We start from the raw sequence: 19,910 nt of genomic DNA on the forward strand, positions 1-19,910 counted from the left end.
ATTACAGGGTCTTGATCAGCACCTGCGACTTGCGTTGCCAGTTATACATGTGCTGGCGGTCTTTCGGCAGATCGTCGACCGTGGCCGGCACGAAGCCCCGCTTCTTGAACCAGTGCGAGGTGCGCGTGGTCAGCACGAACAGTTTGTTCAGGCCGGCGGCGCGCGCGCGGTTTTCCATGTGTTTCAGGATGCGTTCGCCGTCGCCCTGGGCTTGCACTTCCGGGTTGACCGTCAAGCATGCCATTTCCGCCATCTTTTGCGCGGGGAACGGGTACAGGGCGGCGCAGCCGAAGATCACGCCGTCATGCTCGATGACGGAGAAATAATCGATTTCGCGCTCGATCAGCTCGCGGCCCCGCTTCACCAAAGTGCCGTCCGCTTCCAGCGGTTCGATCAGTTTGATGATGCCGCCCACGTCCTCGATGGTGGCCTGGCGCAGGCTTTCCAGGTTTTCATGGCTGATCATGGTGCCCACGCCATCATGGGTAAACAATTCCAGCAGGGCCGAACCGTCCATCGAGAACGGCACGATGTGCGAGCGCTCGACGCCGTTGTGGCAAGCCTTGACGCAATGTTTCAGGTAGAACGCCGTGGCGTCCGGCAGGAAGCCGGCCATCAGCACGGCTTCGGCCTGGTGCGACGACAGTTCGCGGATTTCCACGCCCGTGGCGTCTTCCATCATCGGTGTTTCCGTGATGAAGATCAATTTATCGGCGTGCAGGGCGATGGCGGCGCTGCACGCCACGTCTTCCATCGTCAGGTTGAACGCTTCGCCCGTGGGCGAGAAGCCCAGCGGCGAGAGCAGCACCAGGCCGTCCGAACCGAGGATGGAGTGGATGGTTTCAGCATCGACCTTGCGCGTGATGCCCGTCAGTTCCAGGTCCACGCCATCGATCACGCCCAGCGGCCGCGCCGTGATGAAGTTGCCTGAAATGATACGGATGGCCGCATGCGACATGGGCGTGTTCGGCAAGCCCTGGCTGAACGCGGCCTCGATATCGAGGCGCAGCTCGCCGGCCGCTTCCTTTGCGCATTCCAGCGCGGCAATATCCGTGATGCGCACGCCGTTGTGGAAGCGGCCTTCGACATTGCGCAGGGCCAGTTGTTCCGCCACCTGCGGACGCGAGCCGTAGACGACGGTGACATTGATGTCCAGCGCATGCAGCAGGGACAAATCATGGGCCAGCACCTGCAGCGCCCCGGCGCTGACGAGTTCACCGGGGAAGGCGACCACGAAGGTCTTGCCGCGAAAGGCGTGGATGTAGGGCGCGACTGAGCGCAGCCATTGGACGAATTGGGTAGGGTTTTCCATTAAGCGCATTATAATTCGCTGCGCGATGTGCGCGCTTAAAATACCTGTAAAAAAACAATGTCTTCAGCCAGCAATAAGTCTTCCCCTCCGTCCACCGTTGCAAATGTGCCCGCCAGCGGCGGTGTTGCCACGCCTGCCGCCGCGCCTGCGCCGGGCCGCCAGCGCCCGCCCGTGAGCCAGCAAAGGCCGCAGCCGCCGCGCGCGGAACAGCAGAAACAGCAACAGCAGCAGCGCGCGGGAGAGGGCAAGCCCCAGGCCGCGCGTCCGCCGCGCGAGGGGCAGGCGCCGCGCAATGACCAGGCCAGCCGCGAAAGCCGCGACGCTGCCCGTGCCGCGCGCGAGGCGGAAAAGGCCTTCCGCAATCCGCTGCCGCCGATTACCTATCCGGAGGACTTGCCCGTCTCGGGCCGGCGCGAAGAAATCGCCAGGGCCCTGACGGAAAACCAGGTCATCATCGTCTCGGGCGAGACGGGATCGGGCAAGACGACGCAGCTGCCGAAGATTTGCCTGGAACTGGGACGGGGACAGAAGGGCCTGATCGGCCACACGCAGCCGCGCCGCATCGCCGCCTCGTCGACGGCCAAGCGCATCGCGCAGGAACTGGGCACGCCGCTGGGCGAGACCGTGGGCTTCAAGGTCCGCTTTGCTGACACGCTGACGAAGGGCGCCTCCGTCAAGCTGATGACGGACGGCATCCTGCTGGCCGAGACGCAGACCGACCCCTTGTTGAAAAACTACGACACCATCATCATCGATGAAGCGCACGAACGCAGCCTGAACATCGATTTCCTGCTTGGCTATCTGAAGCAGCTGCTGCCGCGCCGGCCCGACCTGAAAATCATCATCACCTCGGCCACCATCGACGCCGAGCGCTTCGCGCGCCATTTCGGCACGCCGGAAAAGCCGGCGCCCGTGATCGAAGTGTCGGGCCGTTTGTACCAGGTGGAAGTGCGCTACCGTCCCGTGGAACGCGAGCAGGTGGCCATGCCGGGTGCCGCGAACACCGACAAGCCGGGCCAGCGCACGGCCGCCGCGCGTGAAAAGCGCGACCTGATGGATGCCGTCGTCGATGGCGTGGAAGAGCTGTGCCGCATCGGCTCGGGCGACGTGCTCGTGTTCCTGCCGGGCGAGCGCGAAATCCGCGACTGCGCCGAAGCGCTGCGCAAGCACCATCCGCCGCACGTGGAAATCCTGCCCCTGTTCGCCCGCCTGTCGGCCGAAGAGCAGGAACGCGTCTTCAAGACCAGCAATGCGCGCCGCATCGTGCTGGCCACCAACGTGGCGGAAACCTCGCTGACCGTGCCCGGCATCCGCTACGTGGTCGACGCGGGCCTGGCGCGCGTGAAACGCTACAGCTACCGCAATAAAGTGGAGCAGCTGCAGGTCGAGCCGATCGCCCAGTCGGCCGCCAACCAGCGCGCCGGGCGTTGCGGCCGCGTGGCCGACGGCGTCTGCATCCGCCTGTATGAAGAGCAGGATTACCTGCTGCGGCCGAAATTCACGGAGCCGGAAATCCTGCGCTCCTCGCTGGCCGCCGTCATCCTGCGCATGAAGTCGCTGCACCTGACGGACGTGGAAACCTTCCCCTTCATCGAGCCGCCGCTGGCGCGCGCCATCGCCGACGGCTACCAGTTGCTGCAGGAACTCGGCGCCGTCGATGAGGTCAATAAACTGACGCCGCTGGGCAACAAGCTGGCCAAGCTGCCGCTGGACCCGCGCGTGGGCCGCATGATCCTCGCCGCGCTCGATAACGCGTGTCTGACGGAAGTGCTGATCGTCGCTTCCGCCCTGTCCGTGCAGGACCCGCGCGACCGCCCGATGGAACACCAGCAGGCGGCCGACGAAGCGCACAAGAAATTCGCCGATGAAAAATCGGAGTTCCTCAGCTATCTGAAGATCTGGCGCTGGTTCGAGTCCGCCATCGAGCACAAGAAAACCAACCGCCAGCTGCAGGACAATTGCCGCACGAATTTCCTGTCGCAGATGCGCCTGCGCGAATGGCGCGACGTGCACTCGCAGTTGTTGACCATCGTCAAGGAGCAGGGCTGGCGCCTGAACGAAGCGCCGGCCACCTATGATAATCTGCACATGGCCTTGCTGACTGGCTTGCTGGGCAATATCGGCTTCAAGGGCGAGGACGAGCCGGGCGCGGGGTATCTGGGCGCGCGCGGCATCAAGTTCCACATCTGGCCCGGTTCCTCGCTGCTGAAAAAACCGGGCAAGTGGATCATGGCGGCCGAGCTGGTCGACACGACGCGCCTGTACGCGCGCTGCGTGGCGCAGATCCAGCCCGAGTGGCTGGAAAAGGTGGGCGAGCATCTGCTGAAGAAATCGTGGGGCGAGCCGCGCTGGGAAAAACGTTCGGCGCAGGTGACGGCGTCCGAACGGGCGACTTTATACGGGCTGGTGGTGTACAGCCAGCGGCGCATCAACTACGGCAATTTCAACTTGCCGGAAGCACGCGAGATCTTCATCCGCGACGCCCTCGTCGGCGGCGACTTCGACACGCGCGCGCCGTTCTTTGCGCACAATCATAAGCTGATCAAGGATATCGAAAACCTTGAACATAAATCGCGCCGACTGGACGTGCTGGTCGACGATGAACTGATCGCCGCCTTCTACGACCAGCTGCTGCCGGCGGACGTGTGCAATGGCGCCGGCTTCGAGAAATGGCACAAGGAAGCCACGCGCGAGAATCCGAAGCTGCTGTACCTGAACCGCGAAGAGCTGATGCGCCACGAGGCGGCCGGCGTGACGACGGACCTGTTCCCGAAAACCATGTCCGTGACGGGCCTGGAAATGGGCTTGACGTATCACTTCGAGCCGGGCAGCGTGCGCGATGGCGTGACCTTGAGCGTGCCCCTGTATGCCTTGAACCAGCTGCCGCGCGAGCGCTGCGAATGGCTGGTGCCGGGCATGCTGAAGGAAAAAGTGCATCTGCTATTGAAATCCTTGCCGCAAAAGCTGCGCCGCCACTGCGTGCCGCTGCCCGATTACGCGGCGAAATTCTGCGAGCGCGTGCATGAAGCGGGCGTGTTCGGCCGCGGCGACCTGGTCGACGCCATCATCCTCGACATCCGCACGCAGATCACGATCAACGTGCTGACGACGGATTTCAAGCCGGAAACCCTGCCGGCCCATCACTTCATGAATTTCAAGGTGATCGACGAGCATGGCCGCCAGCTGGACATGGGCCGCAACCTGGCCACCCTGCAGGCGGAATTCGGCGGCCAGGCGCGCCAGAGCTTCCAGAAGCTGGCCGAAGTGTCGGGCGTCTCCGGTGCGGGCACGCCCGGTGCCAAGGTGGCGGGCGCGCAAGTGGCGTCGCGGCTGCAGGCGCAAGCGCAGAACACCGCCGCCAACGCCAGGGGCGGCGCGCCGGCCAAGGGAACAGCCGCTGCTGCGACGGCGTCAGGCAATGCCACCGTCTCGCAGCACATGGGTTTGACGGCCTGGACCTTCGGCGAATTGCCGGAGCTGCTCGAAATCGTGCAGGGCAAGCTGACCTTGATCGGTTTCCCGGCCCTTGTCGACAAGGGCACGCATTGCGACCTGGAAGTGTTTGACGACCCGACCGTGGCCGCCCGCACGCACAAGGTCGGCTTGCGCCGTTTATTTGCGCTGCAGATGAAGGAGCAGATCAAGTACGTCGAGAAAAGCATCCCTGGCCTGCAGCAGATGGGCATGCAATTCATGGCCCTGGGCTCGCAGGAAGAGCTGCGCGAGCAAATCATCAACAAGGCGCTCGATATTGCTTGCTTGCAAGATCCGCTGCCGCTGGACGCCGCCTCGTTTGCCAAGCGCCAGGCGGAAGGCAAGTCGCGCCTGGTCCTGCTGGTCAATGAAATCGCCCGGTTGCTGTCGCAAGTGCTGACGGAATTCCACGGCTTGCCGAAGCGGCTGCAAAACATTCCCGCAGCGGCGGCCACGGATATCCAGGCGCAGCTGCAGGGACTCGTGCATAAGCGCTTCCTGACGGAAAATGAGTACACGCAGCTCGCGCATTTCCCCCGCTATTTGAAGGCGATCAATGTACGGCTGGAAAAACTGCGCGCCGATCCCGCCCGCGACACCAAGTTGATGGCCGAATGGCAATCGGCCGCCGCGCCGTACTTGCGCCAGGCCAAGGACCGCCAGGCCGGCAAGAACACGGACCCGAAACTGGTCGATTTCCGCTGGATGCTGGAGGAACTGCGCGTGTCCTTGTTCGCACAGGAATTGCGCACGCCGATGCCCGTTTCTGCCAAGCGTTTGCAGAAGGTATGGGAATCGATGCAGCGCTAGCTTGCTAAGTCCCAAGCAAATACTGGGGTCGTACCTTCAGGGTACGACCCCGGCCCTTGTCTGTCGGGTTTGCCTTTCTGCTCCATCAACTACGCTCGTCGCGCCCATCATCGCCGAGCGATGAGCGCGAGCCGCTCTGGCTGCTGGTGCCGGCGCGGCTGCCGCTCATGGAGGAGCCGGACAGGTTGCCTTCGCTGCCCGATTGCAGGCTGGCGCCGCCGCGCAGCTCGCTGCCGGACTGCATGCGGCTGCCCGCCATGCTGCCGTAGCGCGTGCCGCTGCCATAGAAGGCTTCCATCTGCTGGTTCCAGGCGTCGCTGCCCATGTCGGGCCAGTTGTTCTTGTCGAAGCCGGGCGCGTCTTTCAGCTGGCTTTTGTCCACGTTCAGCAGGAAGCGCTTGTTGACGGTGTCCAGGGTCAGGCGTTCCCAGGGCACGGCAAATAGCTTGTCGCCCATGCCCAGGATGCCGCCGAAGGACAGCACGGCGTAGGCGATCTGGCCCGTGCGCATGTCAAGCATGATTTCCTTGATATCGCCCAATTCCTCGTCGTTGTGATTGTAGACTTCGTCCCCGATCAGGGTATCGGCCCCCATCAGGGCTGGCCCGGGGCCGTCGTGGTTGCGGTACATGCCCAGGATGTCGCGGTCCAGGTAGCTCATGGTGTTCTCTCCTCTGGTGAAGTGCTGGTCGAACACCTAGCGTAAGCATACGCCCAGGGTCACGTTTGATCTGCCTCAATGGTGCCAGGGGCACTTTTATCCGTGCGCAAACGTACGGTGCCGTGGCCCAATTGCGGTACTCTATGCATTCTACGGAGGAGGCCGCGCATGCTGACGATGCAACGATGCAATGGGAAGAAGTTGCGGTACGCTCCACCACGACACGCGCGCCACGCACCATGGTGAAGCCCGCCACCAAGTGGCTGCGCGGGCTGCTGCGCGCCGGCAAAGCGCAGCAGCGCACGGCGACCCGGCTGGCCAAGGTGCTGTTCGGCCCCGTGCCGGCCAAGCCCAGGGCCAAAGTCCGCAGCAAGCCCGTGGCCAAGACCGTGGTCAAGACCGTGGTCAAGACCGTGGTCAACACCAAGGCCAAGACCAGGACTGCGCCGCGCGTCAGGCCCGTCGGCGAGGCCGTGCCCGCGCTGGCGCCGTTTGCCACGCCCCTGTCGCCGCCGCGCGTGCGCAAGCGAACGGCGCCCCCGCCGGGCAAGTGGCTCGCCGCCCACTATGCGCCCCTGCCGGAACTGGGACAGTTGCCGGGCCGTCGCCTGCCGTATTTTTTATACCTGCCCGAAAAGGCGCCCAGCGCCGCCATGCGCAGCCGGGGCCGGCCGCTGCTGGTGATGCTGCACGGCTGCGAGCAGAGCGCCACGCAGTTTGCCGAAGGCACGCGCATGAACCGCCTGGCCGAGCGCAAGGGCTATGCCGTGCTGTATCCGCAGCAATCGCTGCGCGCGCATGCGCGCCGCTGCTGGAAGTGGTACGACAAGCTGACGCAGGAGGGCGGCGGCGACGTGCGCCTGATCGTCGGCGCCATCGAGCAGGTGGCGGCCCGTTATGCGATCGACCGCGCGCGCATCTACATCTGCGGCATTTCCGCCGGCGCCGGCATGGCGCATATCGTGGCCCTGAACCATCCCCATCTGTTCGCCGCGCTGGGCCTGCATTCGGGCCCCGTGTTTGGCGCCGGGCATAATCTGATCGGCGCCCTGCAGGTGATGCAGCATGGCGCCGCCGCCCGCGCCGACGCGGCCATCGATGAAGTGCTGGCGCGCCAGCCCGCGTTCCCCCGCCTGCCCACCATCCTGCTGCAGGGACTGGCCGACAAGGTGGTGCGGCCCGTCAACCAGACGCAGCTGGTGCGCCAGAGCGTGCGCGTGAACCGCATGCCCGCCGACACCCTGGTGACGGCGCAGCGCCTGCCCGGCGGCGCGGCGGGCGGGCGCAATCCGGCCCATGCGTATGCGCTGCACGATTATCAGGTGGGCAAGGAGGTGCTGCTGCGCGTGGCGCAGGTCGAGCACCTCGCGCATGCGTGGAGCGGCGGCGACGCCAGCCTGCCGTTCAACGACAAGGCCAGGCCCGACGCCAGCAAGCTGCTGCTCGACTTCTTCGCCGGCCACCGCCGCCGCTAGGCCGGCGCGCCGCAACGGCGCCGCAGGCACTGGTACGCATCGTTCTTCGATTCCCCACAGGGCCCGTCCGCCCGCCGCAGGGCCGCGCCGGCGCGCCTGGCGCACCTTTTTCAGCCCCGCAGGCGCATATCGCCATGCCGGTGATTCCGCATAAGTGGTATTGTTGCGGTATTTAAAAATCACAAAAACAGGCGATAAAAACCCTAACTGGTATACAATTGGTACACGTTTTCAGTGTGAAGCCGTGTCCGCCGTCCCATGCCCCGACGGCTGGCACGCACTGACGGCAGCCACCCACGTTACGGAACGCGCCATGTCCATCAAGTCCAAGCAGTTGCTGTGGTTTTTTGCGTTTTTTCTCGTGTTCGAACTGAATATCTATCTGTCCAATGACATGATCATGCCGGCGATGCTGGGCATCGTCGAGGAGTTCCAGGCGGAGGAAAAGTTCGTCCCCCTGTCCCTGAGCCTGTATCTGCTGGGCGGCAGTTCGCTGCAGATTTTCCTCGGGCCTTTGGCCGATACCATCGGCAAGCGCAAGCTCGTGCTTACCGGCAATACCTTGTTCCTGCTGGCCACCTTGGCCGTGCCGTTTGCCGCTTCCATCGAGCAATTTCTCGCCGTGCGCTTCATCCAGGGCATGGGCTGCTGCTTCATCTTCGTCGGCTATGCCATGATCCATGAACTGTTCGACGACATGGCCGCCGTCAAGCTCAGCAGCATTCTGTCGAGCACCACCATCCTCGCGCCCCTGGCCGGCCCCATCCTCGGCAGCGCCATCATCAGCCGGCTGGACTGGCGCTTCGTGTTTTTCCTCTCGGGCCTGCTGGCGCTGCTGTCCCTGCTGGGCCTGTCCAAGACCATGCCGCGCACGGCGCCCACGCTCACGCGCCTGGACCTTGCCGCCATCGTGCGCAGCTATGCCGCCATTTTCAGCAACGGGCGCTTCATGTTCGGCATGTTCACGGCCGGGCTGGCCACCGTGCCCCTGACGGCCTGGATCGGCTTCTCGCCCATCTTCGTGCTGCAGGAAATGGGCGCCTCCTACGCCACCTATATCGCGCTGCAATGCGTGATTTTATCGGGCTTCGTCCTCAGCAGCATCGCCATCCAGCGCCTGCGCCAGGATTTTCCGCTCGTGCATCTGCTGCGCCTGGGCGGGCTGGTCGCGGCCGCCGGCATGCTGGGGGCGGGCGCGGGCCGCCATCACGTCGATGTGTTTGCCGCTTGCATGTTTGTCTATTCCATCGGCTTCGGCCTGTTCAACGGCGCCCTGATACGCAGCGCGATCACGGCCAGCAAGGAATCGATGACACTGACGACGGCCGCCATGAGCTTGCTGTACTGCATTTATCTGTCCGCCTGGCTGCAGCTGTACAACGTGCTGTGCCAGCGCTTCGGCTATGCGCTGGAAACCTATGCGCTGCTCAATATCCCCGTCATCGTGGTCATCGCCGCCTGCCTGCTGTTGTTTACGCGGGGCATGGCGGGGCGCCGGGAAAGCGGGGTGCGGCTGGCCCGGCACTGATGGCGCAACGATGCGCGTGTTCCCGACCTTGTTTTACCTCCTGCGACGTTTATTGACACTCTCCTGCGGAAAATGGTGCGCCCATGAAAATAGATGACCTGGCCTCAAAACACGATCAAGCAAAGATTTTCAACCTGGAATACGAGTTCCGCATCCACCGGCTGAAACTCGATTACATCACGCTGGCCGACGTCCGCCCCCCCGGCATTGATCTGGAACAATTGGCTGCGGAACACCGGGAGGGCATCGCCGCCCTGCGCAGCTTCGTCGCCCTGAACTTCAATCATTTCAATGCGGCAAGCTGTTCCTCGCTCAGCTGCATCCCCACGCGCGCCCTGGGCGACGACGAGCGCTACCTGCACCGCATCTGGATGGGCGGGCCGCTGCCGGCCATCGCCGCCGAGGCAATACAGCAGTGGGGCGCGGCGCTCGACGAGGTGCGGCACAACGGCGGCGCGCCGTATGTCTCCATCCTGTGGGCCTGGGATGCGCAGCAGCTGCGCAATGACGAACGCTTCAGCCCCACGGGCGGCGCCGGGCGCTACACGATAGGCCGCTACGCCATCGGTGGCACCACCCTGCACATCAACTCGCTGCGCGCGCTGGCGCTGGACTTCGCGCCGGCCCGCTTCGACATCCTCGATACCCTGCATGCGCAGCGCTACTTCGCCACCCTGTCTGATTATTTCCGCATCCTCATCATGTGCGAATACGGCGGCATCTACATGGATGTCGATACCATCCCCCACAATCCGGCGACGATTTTCCTGATGAAGCCGGAAGTGCCCGACTATTTCCAGCACCGGGATGATGACAGCGAAGAGCGCCGGCACGTCAGCTGGATGAATCTGTTTCTCGATGAAACGGGCATGTTGATCGCCAAGAAGAACGATGCGGCGCTGCGTGTGATCCAGCGCAATGTGAATCTCGCCTATGCGGGCATCGCTGCGCAGATTCCCCGTGCCTGCCCGCAGTTCGAGGCGCAGCTGTTCGGCCAGTTCTATGCCGAATGGAAGAAAAACCTGGGCGTGACCGTGCTCAGCCACGCCGAGTTCTACCAGCGCTACTGCGTGCTGTATGACGGCGCGCGCGAAGCGGTGGCGGGCGGCATCCGCGGCATGCGCTTGCTGGACGATATCATCACCGGCATGCACATCCCCTTGAGCGACGAGGAGCGCCGCGCGTATGCGCGCTGCGTGGCCCGGCTCGATGACATCGGCTGGCAGCTCGACGATCCTTTGATCTTGCCCAATATCGTCGACGTGTTCGACATCGAGGAAGTGCCGCGCATGGCGTATGCGGCCCAGCTGCGGGCGGATATCGACCACTTTCACTATTACTCGGTGCTGTCGGACGACCCGCTGCTGGACCGCGTGAACGACGTCTTTTGCCGCTACCTGCTGGCCCGCCGTTCGCAGCACATTGCCGCCGGCAATTTCTGGCGCCCCACCGTGGGCCGCCACGGCAGCCGCATGCCGGCCGCCAGCGAGGCTGCCCCGCCAGGTGACGAGGCGCAGGCGGGCCTGCTGTCGCATGCGCCGCTCAAGCTGGTGGCGGGCGAACTGCTGGGTGACGAGACGAAGAACCGCATGGCGAAACTGCTGTTTGCCACCAGTTATCTCGAATACTGCTCGTTTGGCAATAAACTCAATCTGCAGTTCGTCGAATTGCAGCGGCGGCAGAATATCGATCCCTACCTGGCGCACATCCACGGCCTGCATGACGAGGACGGGCGCTTCGTCGGCTTCTTCACGGCTGCGACGATGGCCGAATTCCAGGCTTGCGGCGCCGTGTCCTATTACCGCGACGACATGAAGGCGCTCGACGATGCGTATGACGCCTTCGTGCTCGCGCATGCGCGCGCCGACGACTGTTTCGTCAGCAGCCTGGCCATCGACGAAAAATACCGGGGCCAGGGCTTGTTCCGGCAAATGTTCCATGAAATCCGCGACCTGGCCGGCCGCAAGGGCTGTGCGCGCATCACCCTGACGGTGTGGGAAAAGAGCGAGGCGCTGCAAGTGTATCTGCACAAGGGCTTTCGCAGCGTGGGCACATTCGACTATGCCTACAGCCTGTTCTATGACCGGCTGCATTTCCTCGTGTATGAAGGAAACTGAGGAGGGCAACTGAGGGGGGGCGGGGCGGCAGGCAGCCGCCCCGCGAGGGTGCTTACAGGGCCAGGAAGGCCAGGCCCGCCACGGCCGTCGGCAGCAGGGCGCCCGCCAGCAGGCCGACGGCGCCGATCGATTCATCCTTGAAGCCGCGACGCAGCAGGGCCACGCCGGCCGGGTTCGGCGCATTGGCGATGACGGTCAGGCCGCCGCCGGCCACGGCGCCGGCCATCAGCATGTATTTCGCTTCGTCCGTCATGCCGACGATCAGCGAACCGAGGTAGGTGAGGGCCGCATTGTCCGTGATCGCCGTCAAGCCCAGGGCGCCGAAGAACAGGGCCAGCGGCTTCAGGCTCGAGACGATGGGCTGCAGCCACCATTGCTGCATGCCGCCCAGTACCACCAGGCCGCCGAGGAAGAAGCCGACCAGCAAACCTTCCTTGAGGATCAGCGGGCTTTGATAACGCTCATACGCCTGCACGAAGCCGAGGAAGAACAGGAACAGGCCGATGAACAGCACGGGATGATGCGCCAGGGTCACGACGCCGGCCAGCACGATCATGTGCACGAGGCTGACGGCCAGCGGCACTTTCGGCGCTTCCACTTCACCGGCCTTCGGCTTGATGTCGGAGGTGTTGCTGTGCAGGTATTTGCGCAGCAATATGCTCACGCCCGTGGCATTGACCAGCACGGCGATGGCGGCCTTCCAGCCGAAATGGCTGGCCATGTAGGCGCTGTCCCAGTTCCATGTGGTGGCCACCATCAGCACGGGCGGCGCCGCATATGAGGTGAGGGTGCCGCCGATGGAAACGTTGACAAACAGCACGCCCAAGGCGCCGTATTTCAGCCATTCAGGGATGCCCGGACGGAAGATTTGCGGCGCCAGCATCAGCGCGGCCAGGGTCATGGCGGCCGGTTCCGTGATCAGGGAGCCCGTCAGGGGCACGAGCGCCAGGCCCAGCCAGACGAGGGCCAGTTCCGTGCGCAGCGGCATCACGCGCGCCACGCCTTTCAGCAGGCGCTGCACGGCGTCGAGCACGGGGCGCGAGGCGGCCACGACCATGACGACGAAGACGAACAGCGGCTCCGTGTAATGGCGCGACTCCGCATATTCGATGGCCGCATCGCTGCCCGAGACAAAGGCCATGATGATGATCAGGATGAAGGCCCAGAAGCCGAACACGACTTCCACTTCGCCCAGCAAGTGCAGCAGGCCCGCATGGCGGGGGTGGCGCCGCGATAATGTTTCAAACGACTTGGCGGCGAAGGTGTGGATGAGCGCAAGGCCGAAGACGATGGCGCTGATGAGTTGGATGGTGGTCAAATGCGTTTCCTTATGGACGGAGGAAGCCGCCCGGTGCATTGCCGAGCGGTAAGGAGAGTGCTTATGGTACAGCAATCGATGCGGGAAACGGGGTTTTTCGGACGTGGCGGAGCGGCCCCGGGCACGCTCTCTGGCAGATAAGCCTTGCCAAAAGCAGGGCTGGATAGTACTGTATATGCATACAGTATTCATCTTCATATTCAATTATGCAACATTCCCAATTGATGGCGTCGCCGGAAGCCTTGCACCCGTCTTTATGGCGCGCATCGCAGCTGGGCCAGGGCGCCGCGCGCTGCCTGGACACGGGCTTTGCCGCCCTGTCGGCGCAGCTGCCCGGCGGCGGCTGGCCCAGCGGCAGCCTCATCGATCTGCTGGTGCAGCAGCCGGGCAGCGGCGAATTGCGGCTGCTGGCGCCCGCGCTGGCGCAGCTGCCGGGCTTGCCCATCGTGCTGCTGCAGCCGCCCCATCCGCCGCAGGCGCTGGCCCTGGCCGCGCAGGGCCTGGCGCCGTCGCAATTGCTGTGGCTCAAGAGCGCCGGCAGCAACGATGCCTTGTGGGCGGCGGAAAACATCTTGCGCAGCGGCACATGCGGCGCCCTGCTGTTCTGGCAATCGCACGTGCGCGCCGACAGCCTGCGCCGGCTGCACCTGGCGGCGCAGTCGGGCAACACCCTGTTCTGCATGCTGCGCCCCTTGCACGGCGCGCAGGATGCGTCGCCCGCGCCCTTGCGCCTGTCCGTGCGCCCGGCCGCCGGCGGCATCGAGATCGGCTTCATCAAGCGCCGGGGACCGCAGCGCGACGCGCCCCTGTTCCTGCCCCTGCAACCTCCTTCATTATTGCTGCGCCATGCGACTCTGGATCGGCCTGTACCTGCCCCGGCTCCCGCTCGAAGTGTTTTGCCCGCGCTGGTCGGCTGACAGCCTCGGCGTGGTGCTGGAGCAGGAGCAAGTGATGGCCCTGTCGCCGCTGGCGCGGGCGGCCGGCATCCGGCCCGGCATGCGCCGCGCGGGCGCGCTGATGCTGGCGCCGCAGGCGCGCCTGCACGAACGCTCGCCCGAGCTGGAAGCGCAGGCCCTGCAGGCGGTGGCGCTGGCGCTGCTGCAATATTCGCCGCTGGTGGCGCAGGGCGAGGAAGCGACCCTGCTCGTCGACGCGGGCGCCAGCCTGCGCCTGTTCGGCGGCGTGCGCGCCCTGTGCCGGCACATCGCAGCCAGCTTGCGCGCGCTCGGCTACACGGCCCAGCTGTCGTGCGCCCCCACGGCGCGCGGCGCCTGGCTGCTGGCGCGCGCCGCCACGCGCCGGGGCCGGACATTGAGCATGGACAGCCTGGTGCGCCGTCTCGACGGCCTGCCGTGCGCCCTGCTGCCGCCCGCGCGCCCCTGGTTGGACTGGCTGGACGGCATCGGCTGCCGCACTCTGGGGCAGCTGCGCCACTTGCCCCGGCCCGGCTTGCAGCGCCGTTGCGGCACAGCCTTGCTCGACATGCTCGACGACGCGCATGGCCACGGCGCGGAACTGTTCGTGTGGCTCGAGGCGCCGCCCACGTTCCGCGCCAGCCTGGAACTGTTCGACCGCGTCGAGCACGCCGACGCGCTGCTGTTCGGCGCGCGCCGCCTGCTGCAGCAGATGACGGGCTGGCTGTGCGCGCGGCAATTCGCCGTCGAGCGCATACAGCTGCTGCTGGCGCACGAGCGGGGCAGGGTGGCGCGTCCGCCCACCGTCATCGAGCTGGTCCTGGGCGAGGCGGTCTGGCGCGACGAGCATCTGTTGCGTTTGCTCAAGGAGCGCCTGGCGCAGCTGGCGCTGGACGCGCCCGTGATCGGCCTCACCCTGGAAGCGCTGCAGGTGCAGCCGATGGCGCCGCCCAGCGACAGCCTGTTCCCGGAGCCGGGCGGCACGCCGCAGGAGCGCCAGCGCCTGCTGGAATTGCTGGTGGCGCGCCTGGGCATGGACAATGTCCTGCAGGCCGCGCCGCGCGCCGATTACCGCCCCGAGGCGGCCAACCGGTGGCTGCCGCTGCCCGCCAGGGGCGGCGGGAAAAGCGCGGCGCCCGACTTGCCGCCCGGCTTGCCCGGCATGCCCCGTCCCGCCTGGCTGCTGGCCCAGCCCATCGCCCTCCTGATGCGCGAGCACCGGCCCTTCTATGGCTCGCCCCTGAAAATGGTGTCCGTTGCCGAGCGCATCGAGGCGGGCTGGTGGGGGCAGTCGCAGGCGCGCGATTATTTTATTGCGGAAGGCCTCGACCACGCCCATTACTGGGTCTACCGCGAACGCATCGCCGGCAGCGGAGAAGACGCCGCGCCGCGCTGGTTTTTGCACGGCTTGTTTGGCTGAAGGCGTTGTCCTGCTGAAACTGCCATGCTTGGCTATACTGGCTTTCTTGCGCCACGTCATACACTCAATAAGGATTTTCATGTCCCAACTTTCCGACTTCCCCATCACCCGTAAATGGCCTGCCCTGCATCCCGAGCGCCTGCAGCTGTACTCGCTGCCCACGCCGAACGGCATCAAGGTGTCCATCCTGCTGGAAGAGCTGGGCCTGGCGTACGAGCCGCACCTGGTCAGCTTCGAGCAGAACGACCAGCTGTCGCCCGCTTTCCTGTCCCTCAATCCGAACAACAAGATTCCCGCCATCCTCGACCCGGATGGTCCCGGCGGCAAGCCGCTGGCCCTGTTCGAGTCGGGCGCCATCCTGCTGTACCTGGCGGAAAAGACGGGCGAGTTCCTGCCGCAGGACGCGGGCTTGCGCTATGAAACCATCCAGTGGCTGATGTTCCAGATGGGCGGCATCGGCCCCATGTTCGGCCAGGTGGGCTTCTTCCACAAATTCGCCGGCAAGGAGTACGAAGACAAGCGTCCGCTCGAGCGCTATCTGGGCGAAGCGAAGCGTTTGCTGGGCGTGCTCGAGCAGCGCCTGCAGGGCCGCGACTGGATCATGGGCAGCCAGTACACGATTGCCGACATCGCCATCTTCCCGTGGGTGCGCTGCCTCGTGGGCTTCTATGGCGCCGGCGAGCTGGTCGGTTTTAACAATTTTCCCAACGTGCAGCGCGTGCTCGATGCGTTCCTGGCCAGGCCAGCCGTTGCCAGGGGCGTGGATATTCCCAAGCGTGGTTAAAGCAGGCGGCGGCCGGGCGGCGCTACAATGCGCGATCGGCCGCGCTGCGCGGCAGCTTTGATCTGAGACAATGAAATCCACCCGGCAAGACTTTCCCGGTGCGCACGGCCATGTGCTGGCGGCGCGCCTCGACGCGCCCGACGGCGCCATCCGCGCCTACGCGCTGTTCGCCCACTGTTTTACCTGCGGCAAGGACGTGCTGGCCGCGCGGCGCATCGCGCAAGGCTTGACGGAACACGGCATCGCCGTGCTGCGCTTCGACTTCACGGGGCTGGGCGCCAGCGAAGGCGAGTTTGCCGCCACGAATTTCTCGTCGAACGTGGACGATCTGCTCGCTGCCGCCGATTTCCTGCGGGCAAAACATGCCGCGCCGCAATTGCTGATCGGCCACAGCCTGGGCGGCGCCGCCGTGCTGGCCGCCGCCGCGCACGTGCCGGAAGCCACCGCCATTGCCACCCTGGCCGCGCCGAGCACGCCCGCGTATGTCACGCGCATGTTCAGCGCGCACCTGGAGCAGATCGCCGCCGAGGGCGAGGCGCTGGTGCAGCTGGAAGGGCGGCCCTTCCGCATCCGCCAGCAATTCGTCGACGACGCGGGCAGCCACAGTCTCAAGGCCCACATCGCCGGCCTGCGCCGCGCCCTGCTGGTGATGCACGCGCCGAACGACACGACGGTGAGCCTGTCGAACGCGATGGATATTTTCACGGCCGCGAAACACCCGAAAAATTTCGTCTCGCTCGACGATGCCGACCACTTATTGACTGGGCGCAATGATGCGGCCTATGTGGCCAACGTCATCGCCGCCTGGAGCGCGCGTTATCTGCAGGCCGTGCCTACGCCATGAGGCCTGCAGGCGCGGCCAGTTTTTTCCTGACAAGCAGAAACACGATGGCGCCCAGCGGCAAGGAGATGATGAATGTCCAGGGCTGGTAGGCGCTGGTGCCGGCGGCAACGCCAAACAGCTGGATGGCGATGGGCAGGAACAGGTACTGTCCCGTTGCCCAGTTGAACGACAGCTGGCCGAAGCCGATGCTGATGAACAGCAACCAGGGCCATTTCCTGACGGTCAGCTTGCTGCGCAGGCATAACCCCAAAGCAAACAGGATCAGCAAGGGGGAGAGGATGGCAGCGCCGAGCACCACATAGTGGAGCAGCGAATTGCCGCCCAGCGTGAAGGTCGCCTGCTGTTCCAGCGATGTGGTTTGTGGCGCCACGCGCAAGCCCATGATGGTGGCTTCAGTGCCATATTTTCTCAGCACGATGGTGCTGACGATCCATTTTTCAGGATAGGCATATTCGAAGCTGATACTCAGCAATTGCGGCATATCGCGCTGTTCGATGCGCTGGTAGCCCACCACCCTGACGGACTGGGGCTCGCCTGCGGGGAAGGTGGCGCTCAAGGTGGGCAGCGCCTGGCGGATCTGATCGCCGTTGTTGCCCGGCTCGGTTGCCATGCGTACATAGTCCAGCTGTTTTTCACGCAGCAGATCGCTGTAATGCCGCGCCAATTGCTGGTCTTGCAGCGGGACTTTCTGTTCAAAGTCCTTGATCAGGTCGGATTGCTGGCATCCGGCCAGCATGCAGAGCAGGAAGGGCAGGGCGCAGGTGCGCAGAAAGAGCAGGAGCATGGGTGAAGGAAGCAAGGGGACGATGAAAAACGCCGCCCCTGCAGGGGCAGGCGCGGCGCATGATGGCGTTCCGGTGGCGAAGGCTCAGTCTTCGTCAAACTCGGCCGAAAGATCCTTCCAGCCTTTACTTACTGCAAAGGCGGAAAATTCCTCGGGTGCTTCCAGGACGATCAGTTTCTTGTCTTGCAAGCCCAGGTCGCCGTGGCCGAAGTCGGGGCCCACGTAGCCGAGGCTGCGCAAGCGGGCCAGGATGTGGCCGACCAGGGTCTTGTCCTTGTACGCGCCCGCTTCGAGGGGGGCGGCGAAATCGACGTAGACGTCGATGATGCCGTAGCCTTCGTCGAAGATGCGGATGGCCTTGATGTCGTGGGCACGGCCGGAGCCGTCGGTGGCCTTGAAGGGGCCGCTGAGCTGGATGTCGGTGTCATTGTTCATGCCGCCAGCATACACCAAAAGCCGGCCCCGCATGGGGGGCGCGGCGCAAAATCACCGTGCTTATCCCCGCCTCAGCGCGCCTGCAGGATGGCCGACAGGCGGTCGCGCGTGCCGGCGATGCGCTCGAGCTGCGGGTAGCGCAAGCCGCCGTGGTAGTCGAGCGCCACCGTCTGGAATTGCTTGCCCTTTCTGACCAGCAAGTTGATCGGCTGCGGGCTGGCCTTGGCCGCCTGGATGGCCGCCTTCAGCAGCTTGGGCGTGTAAGCCGTGCCATTGACGGCGAGCAAGGTCGTGTTGCCCGATAAACCCGCCTTGAAGGCGGGGCCGTCCCACAGCAGCTTGCCCAGCTTGCCGTCCTTGTCGATCGTCAAGCCCAGCGAGTACGTCAGGTCCGTGCCCTTGCTGCGCTCTTCATTGGTTTTCATGAACGGCGTGGGCGCGTCGCGGTAGACGAGTTTCCAGCCGGCGCGGGCCAGGCCGTCGAGCGGCGCGCCGGGGCCGTGGCCGTCCAGGCGCGTGCGCAAAAAGGTGGCCCAGTCGTGCGGCTGCACGGCGTCCAGGGCGGCGACGACGTCCTCGAAGGTGTAGGGCAGGGGCGTGGTGCTGCCGTCCTGCACGCCAAAGAAACTGCGGGCGAAGTCGTCCAGCGAGCGGCGCTCGCCCGACAGTTGCCGGATGGTGGTGTCGACGTCGAGCCAGACCAGCGCGCCTTCCATATAGTAATCCTCGTCGCGCTGCCAGCTGCTCCAGGCCATGGGACGCCGGCCGTTGATGATGGGATCGTTCGTCGTGTCCTGCATGGCGCGCCAGCTGCGCCCGGGCATGACGTCGTAATGCGCGGCCGTCGCGGCAAACAGGTCGCGCATGTGGGCCGGGGCCACCAGGCCGGAGCGGGCCGCCAGCACATTGCCCCAGTACTGCGTCTGGCCTTCGTAGACCCACAGCAGGCTGTTCTGCAGCGGCGTGTTGAAGTCCGGCGTGTCCTGGCCGGCGGGGCGGCGGAACTTGCCGTTCCACGAATGCACGAATTCGTGCGGCAGCAGCACGCGGCCCGCCTCGTTCTTGTCCCACTCGCTGAAATAGCCGGGCTTGACGCCATTTTCGCTCGACTGCAGGTGTTCGCGGCCGATGCCGCCGAACTCGTCGCTCAGGGCCAGCAGGAAGTCGTAATGACGGTAATGGCGCGCGCCGAACAGTTTATAGGCTTGCTGCAGCATGGCCCGGTGTTGTTCGACTTGCTGCGGCGACGCTTCCAGGCTGTCGGGGCTGTCGGCCATCACGTTCAGCAGCACGGGCACCCTGGCGCCAGGGTCGAGGTCGATGCGCTCGACATGGCGTCCCGCAAAGACGGGCGAATCGACCAGGGTGTCGAGGTCCAGCGGCTCGAAATCGACTAGCTGGCTGGCCGGCGTGGCCGCCCGCGCGCGCACTTCCAGGGCGCTGGCAAATTCCCAGCCGGCCGGCAGGGTCAGGCTCGGCTGCACGAGGATGTCGCGCGCGGCGCGCCCGGCCGGATACAGTGTCATCGCATGCCATTGCACGCCCAGCATGGCGCCCGTCATGGTGATGCGGCCCTGGCTGGCGTCGACGGGCGAGAGGAACTGGTATTGCGCCTCCACGCTGCCGGCGCCGGCCGGCACGTCCACGTGAAAGGCGAACATGTTGACGGGATCGCGCCGCCATTCCAGGGGCTGGCCGTTGGCGGACAGGCGCAGGCCGGCCAGCTGGTTCAGGGGGCCGCTGGGCCCGTGGTTGCCGGGCACCCATTGCGGATACAGCAAGGTCAGCTTGCCGGGCGCGGCGGGGATGCTTGCGCGGATGCTGAACAGTTGCTGCGCCACGTTGCTGGCGTCCACGTGCAGCACGATGGGGGGAGCCGTGGACGAGGCGGCCTGGGCCGCAGTGGAAACGAGAAGGGAGAAGGACCAGGACAGGACGGCGCGGGAATAGGGCATGGGGCGGGGCATGGGGCGGGGCGGCTTCGGGGAGGCAAAGAGCGAGTCTAGCATTCTGTAAAAAATTCTTACAAATTTG

At 65.1% G+C, this 19,910-nt stretch carries 14 protein-coding genes; 8 read left to right on the top strand and 6 right to left on the bottom strand.

The features are described 5' to 3' along the window. Position 1 precedes the first annotated feature (1 nt). Positions 2 to 1,312, bottom strand: coding sequence for an amino-acid N-acetyltransferase (argA, locus tag CBW50_RS02285; RefSeq protein WP_046685875.1), 1,311 nt, complete (start codon positions 1,310 to 1,312; stop codon positions 2 to 4). Positions 1,313 to 1,369: 57 nt separating this feature from the next. On the opposite strand from argA, the gene hrpA reads away from it, so the two are divergent. Continuing rightward, positions 1,370 to 5,596 carry an ATP-dependent RNA helicase HrpA gene (gene hrpA / locus CBW50_RS02290; protein ID WP_139842379.1) on the top strand — a complete coding sequence of 1,409 codons (4,227 nt, stop codon included), beginning with the start codon at positions 1,370 to 1,372 and terminating at the stop codon, positions 5,594 to 5,596. Positions 5,597 to 5,681: 85 nt separating this feature from the next. Here hrpA and CBW50_RS02295 read toward each other — a convergent pair whose 3' ends face one another. Continuing rightward, entirely contained in the window at positions 5,682 to 6,257 is a 576-nt protein-coding gene (locus CBW50_RS02295) for a PRC-barrel domain-containing protein (protein ID WP_086144020.1), read from the bottom strand. A gap of 185 nt (positions 6,258 to 6,442) precedes the next feature. On the opposite strand from CBW50_RS02295, the gene CBW50_RS02300 reads away from it, so the two are divergent. The 3 genes from CBW50_RS02300 to CBW50_RS02310 all read left to right on the top strand — a co-directional run bounded on the left by CBW50_RS02300 (position 6,443) and on the right by CBW50_RS02310 (position 11,377). Continuing rightward, complete coding sequence (locus CBW50_RS02300) at positions 6,443 to 7,732, top strand: PHB depolymerase family esterase (protein WP_226935367.1); 1,290 nt, start codon at positions 6,443 to 6,445, stop codon at positions 7,730 to 7,732. A 313-nt stretch (positions 7,733 to 8,045) separates the two neighbouring features. Beyond that, complete coding sequence (locus tag CBW50_RS02305; RefSeq protein WP_086144022.1) at positions 8,046 to 9,260, top strand: MFS transporter; 1,215 nt, start codon at positions 8,046 to 8,048, stop codon at positions 9,258 to 9,260. Positions 9,261 to 9,343: 83 nt separating this feature from the next. Next, the gene (locus CBW50_RS02310; protein WP_086144023.1) at positions 9,344 to 11,377 is read left to right on the top strand and encodes a GNAT family N-acetyltransferase; all 2,034 of its coding nucleotides are present in this window, start codon (positions 9,344 to 9,346) and stop codon (positions 11,375 to 11,377) included. Positions 11,378 to 11,429: 52 nt separating this feature from the next. Here the strand turns inward: CBW50_RS02310 and CBW50_RS02315 are convergent, their stop codons facing one another. Continuing rightward, the gene (locus tag CBW50_RS02315) at positions 11,430 to 12,695 is read right to left on the bottom strand and encodes a putative Na+/H+ antiporter (protein WP_076568055.1); all 1,266 of its coding nucleotides are present in this window, start codon (positions 12,693 to 12,695) and stop codon (positions 11,430 to 11,432) included. 206 nt (positions 12,696 to 12,901) lie between these two features. Between CBW50_RS02315 and imuA the strand changes: the two genes are divergently transcribed. The 4 genes from imuA to CBW50_RS02335 all read left to right on the top strand — a co-directional run bounded on the left by imuA (position 12,902) and on the right by CBW50_RS02335 (position 16,657). Then, positions 12,902 to 13,612, top strand: a complete 711-nt coding sequence (gene imuA / locus CBW50_RS02320; protein WP_086144024.1) for a translesion DNA synthesis-associated protein ImuA — start codon at positions 12,902 to 12,904, stop codon at positions 13,610 to 13,612. Then, positions 13,542 to 15,029 carry a DNA polymerase Y family protein gene (locus tag CBW50_RS02325; RefSeq protein WP_086144025.1) on the top strand — a complete coding sequence of 496 codons (1,488 nt, stop codon included), beginning with the start codon at positions 13,542 to 13,544 and terminating at the stop codon, positions 15,027 to 15,029. Before imuA ends, CBW50_RS02325 begins: the two co-directional genes overlap by 71 nt. 79 nt (positions 15,030 to 15,108) lie before the next feature. Further along, positions 15,109 to 15,813 carry a glutathione binding-like protein gene (locus CBW50_RS02330; RefSeq protein WP_086144026.1) on the top strand — a complete coding sequence of 235 codons (705 nt, stop codon included), beginning with the start codon at positions 15,109 to 15,111 and terminating at the stop codon, positions 15,811 to 15,813. Between the two features lie 70 nt (positions 15,814 to 15,883). After that, positions 15,884 to 16,657 carry a S9 family peptidase gene (locus tag CBW50_RS02335; RefSeq protein WP_086144027.1) on the top strand — a complete coding sequence of 258 codons (774 nt, stop codon included), beginning with the start codon at positions 15,884 to 15,886 and terminating at the stop codon, positions 16,655 to 16,657. Here the strand turns inward: CBW50_RS02335 and CBW50_RS02340 are convergent. The 3 genes from CBW50_RS02340 to CBW50_RS02350 form a co-directional block, all read right to left on the bottom strand. Further along, entirely contained in the window at positions 16,647 to 17,441 is a 795-nt protein-coding gene (locus tag CBW50_RS02340) for a hypothetical protein (protein ID WP_086144028.1), read from the bottom strand. The genes CBW50_RS02335 and CBW50_RS02340 overlap by 11 nt on opposite strands. An 84-nt stretch (positions 17,442 to 17,525) precedes the next feature. Further along, positions 17,526 to 17,876, bottom strand: coding sequence for a hypothetical protein (locus CBW50_RS02345; protein ID WP_034783462.1), 351 nt, complete (start codon positions 17,874 to 17,876; stop codon positions 17,526 to 17,528). A 71-nt stretch (positions 17,877 to 17,947) separates the two neighbouring features. After that, complete coding sequence (locus CBW50_RS02350) at positions 17,948 to 19,831, bottom strand: M61 family metallopeptidase (protein WP_086144029.1); 1,884 nt, start codon at positions 19,829 to 19,831, stop codon at positions 17,948 to 17,950. Between the last annotated feature and the right edge of the window lie 79 nt (positions 19,832 to 19,910).

The organism is Janthinobacterium sp. GW458P, from assembly GCF_002127585.1.
Classification (GTDB): Bacteria; Pseudomonadota; Gammaproteobacteria; order Burkholderiales; family Burkholderiaceae_D; genus Janthinobacterium.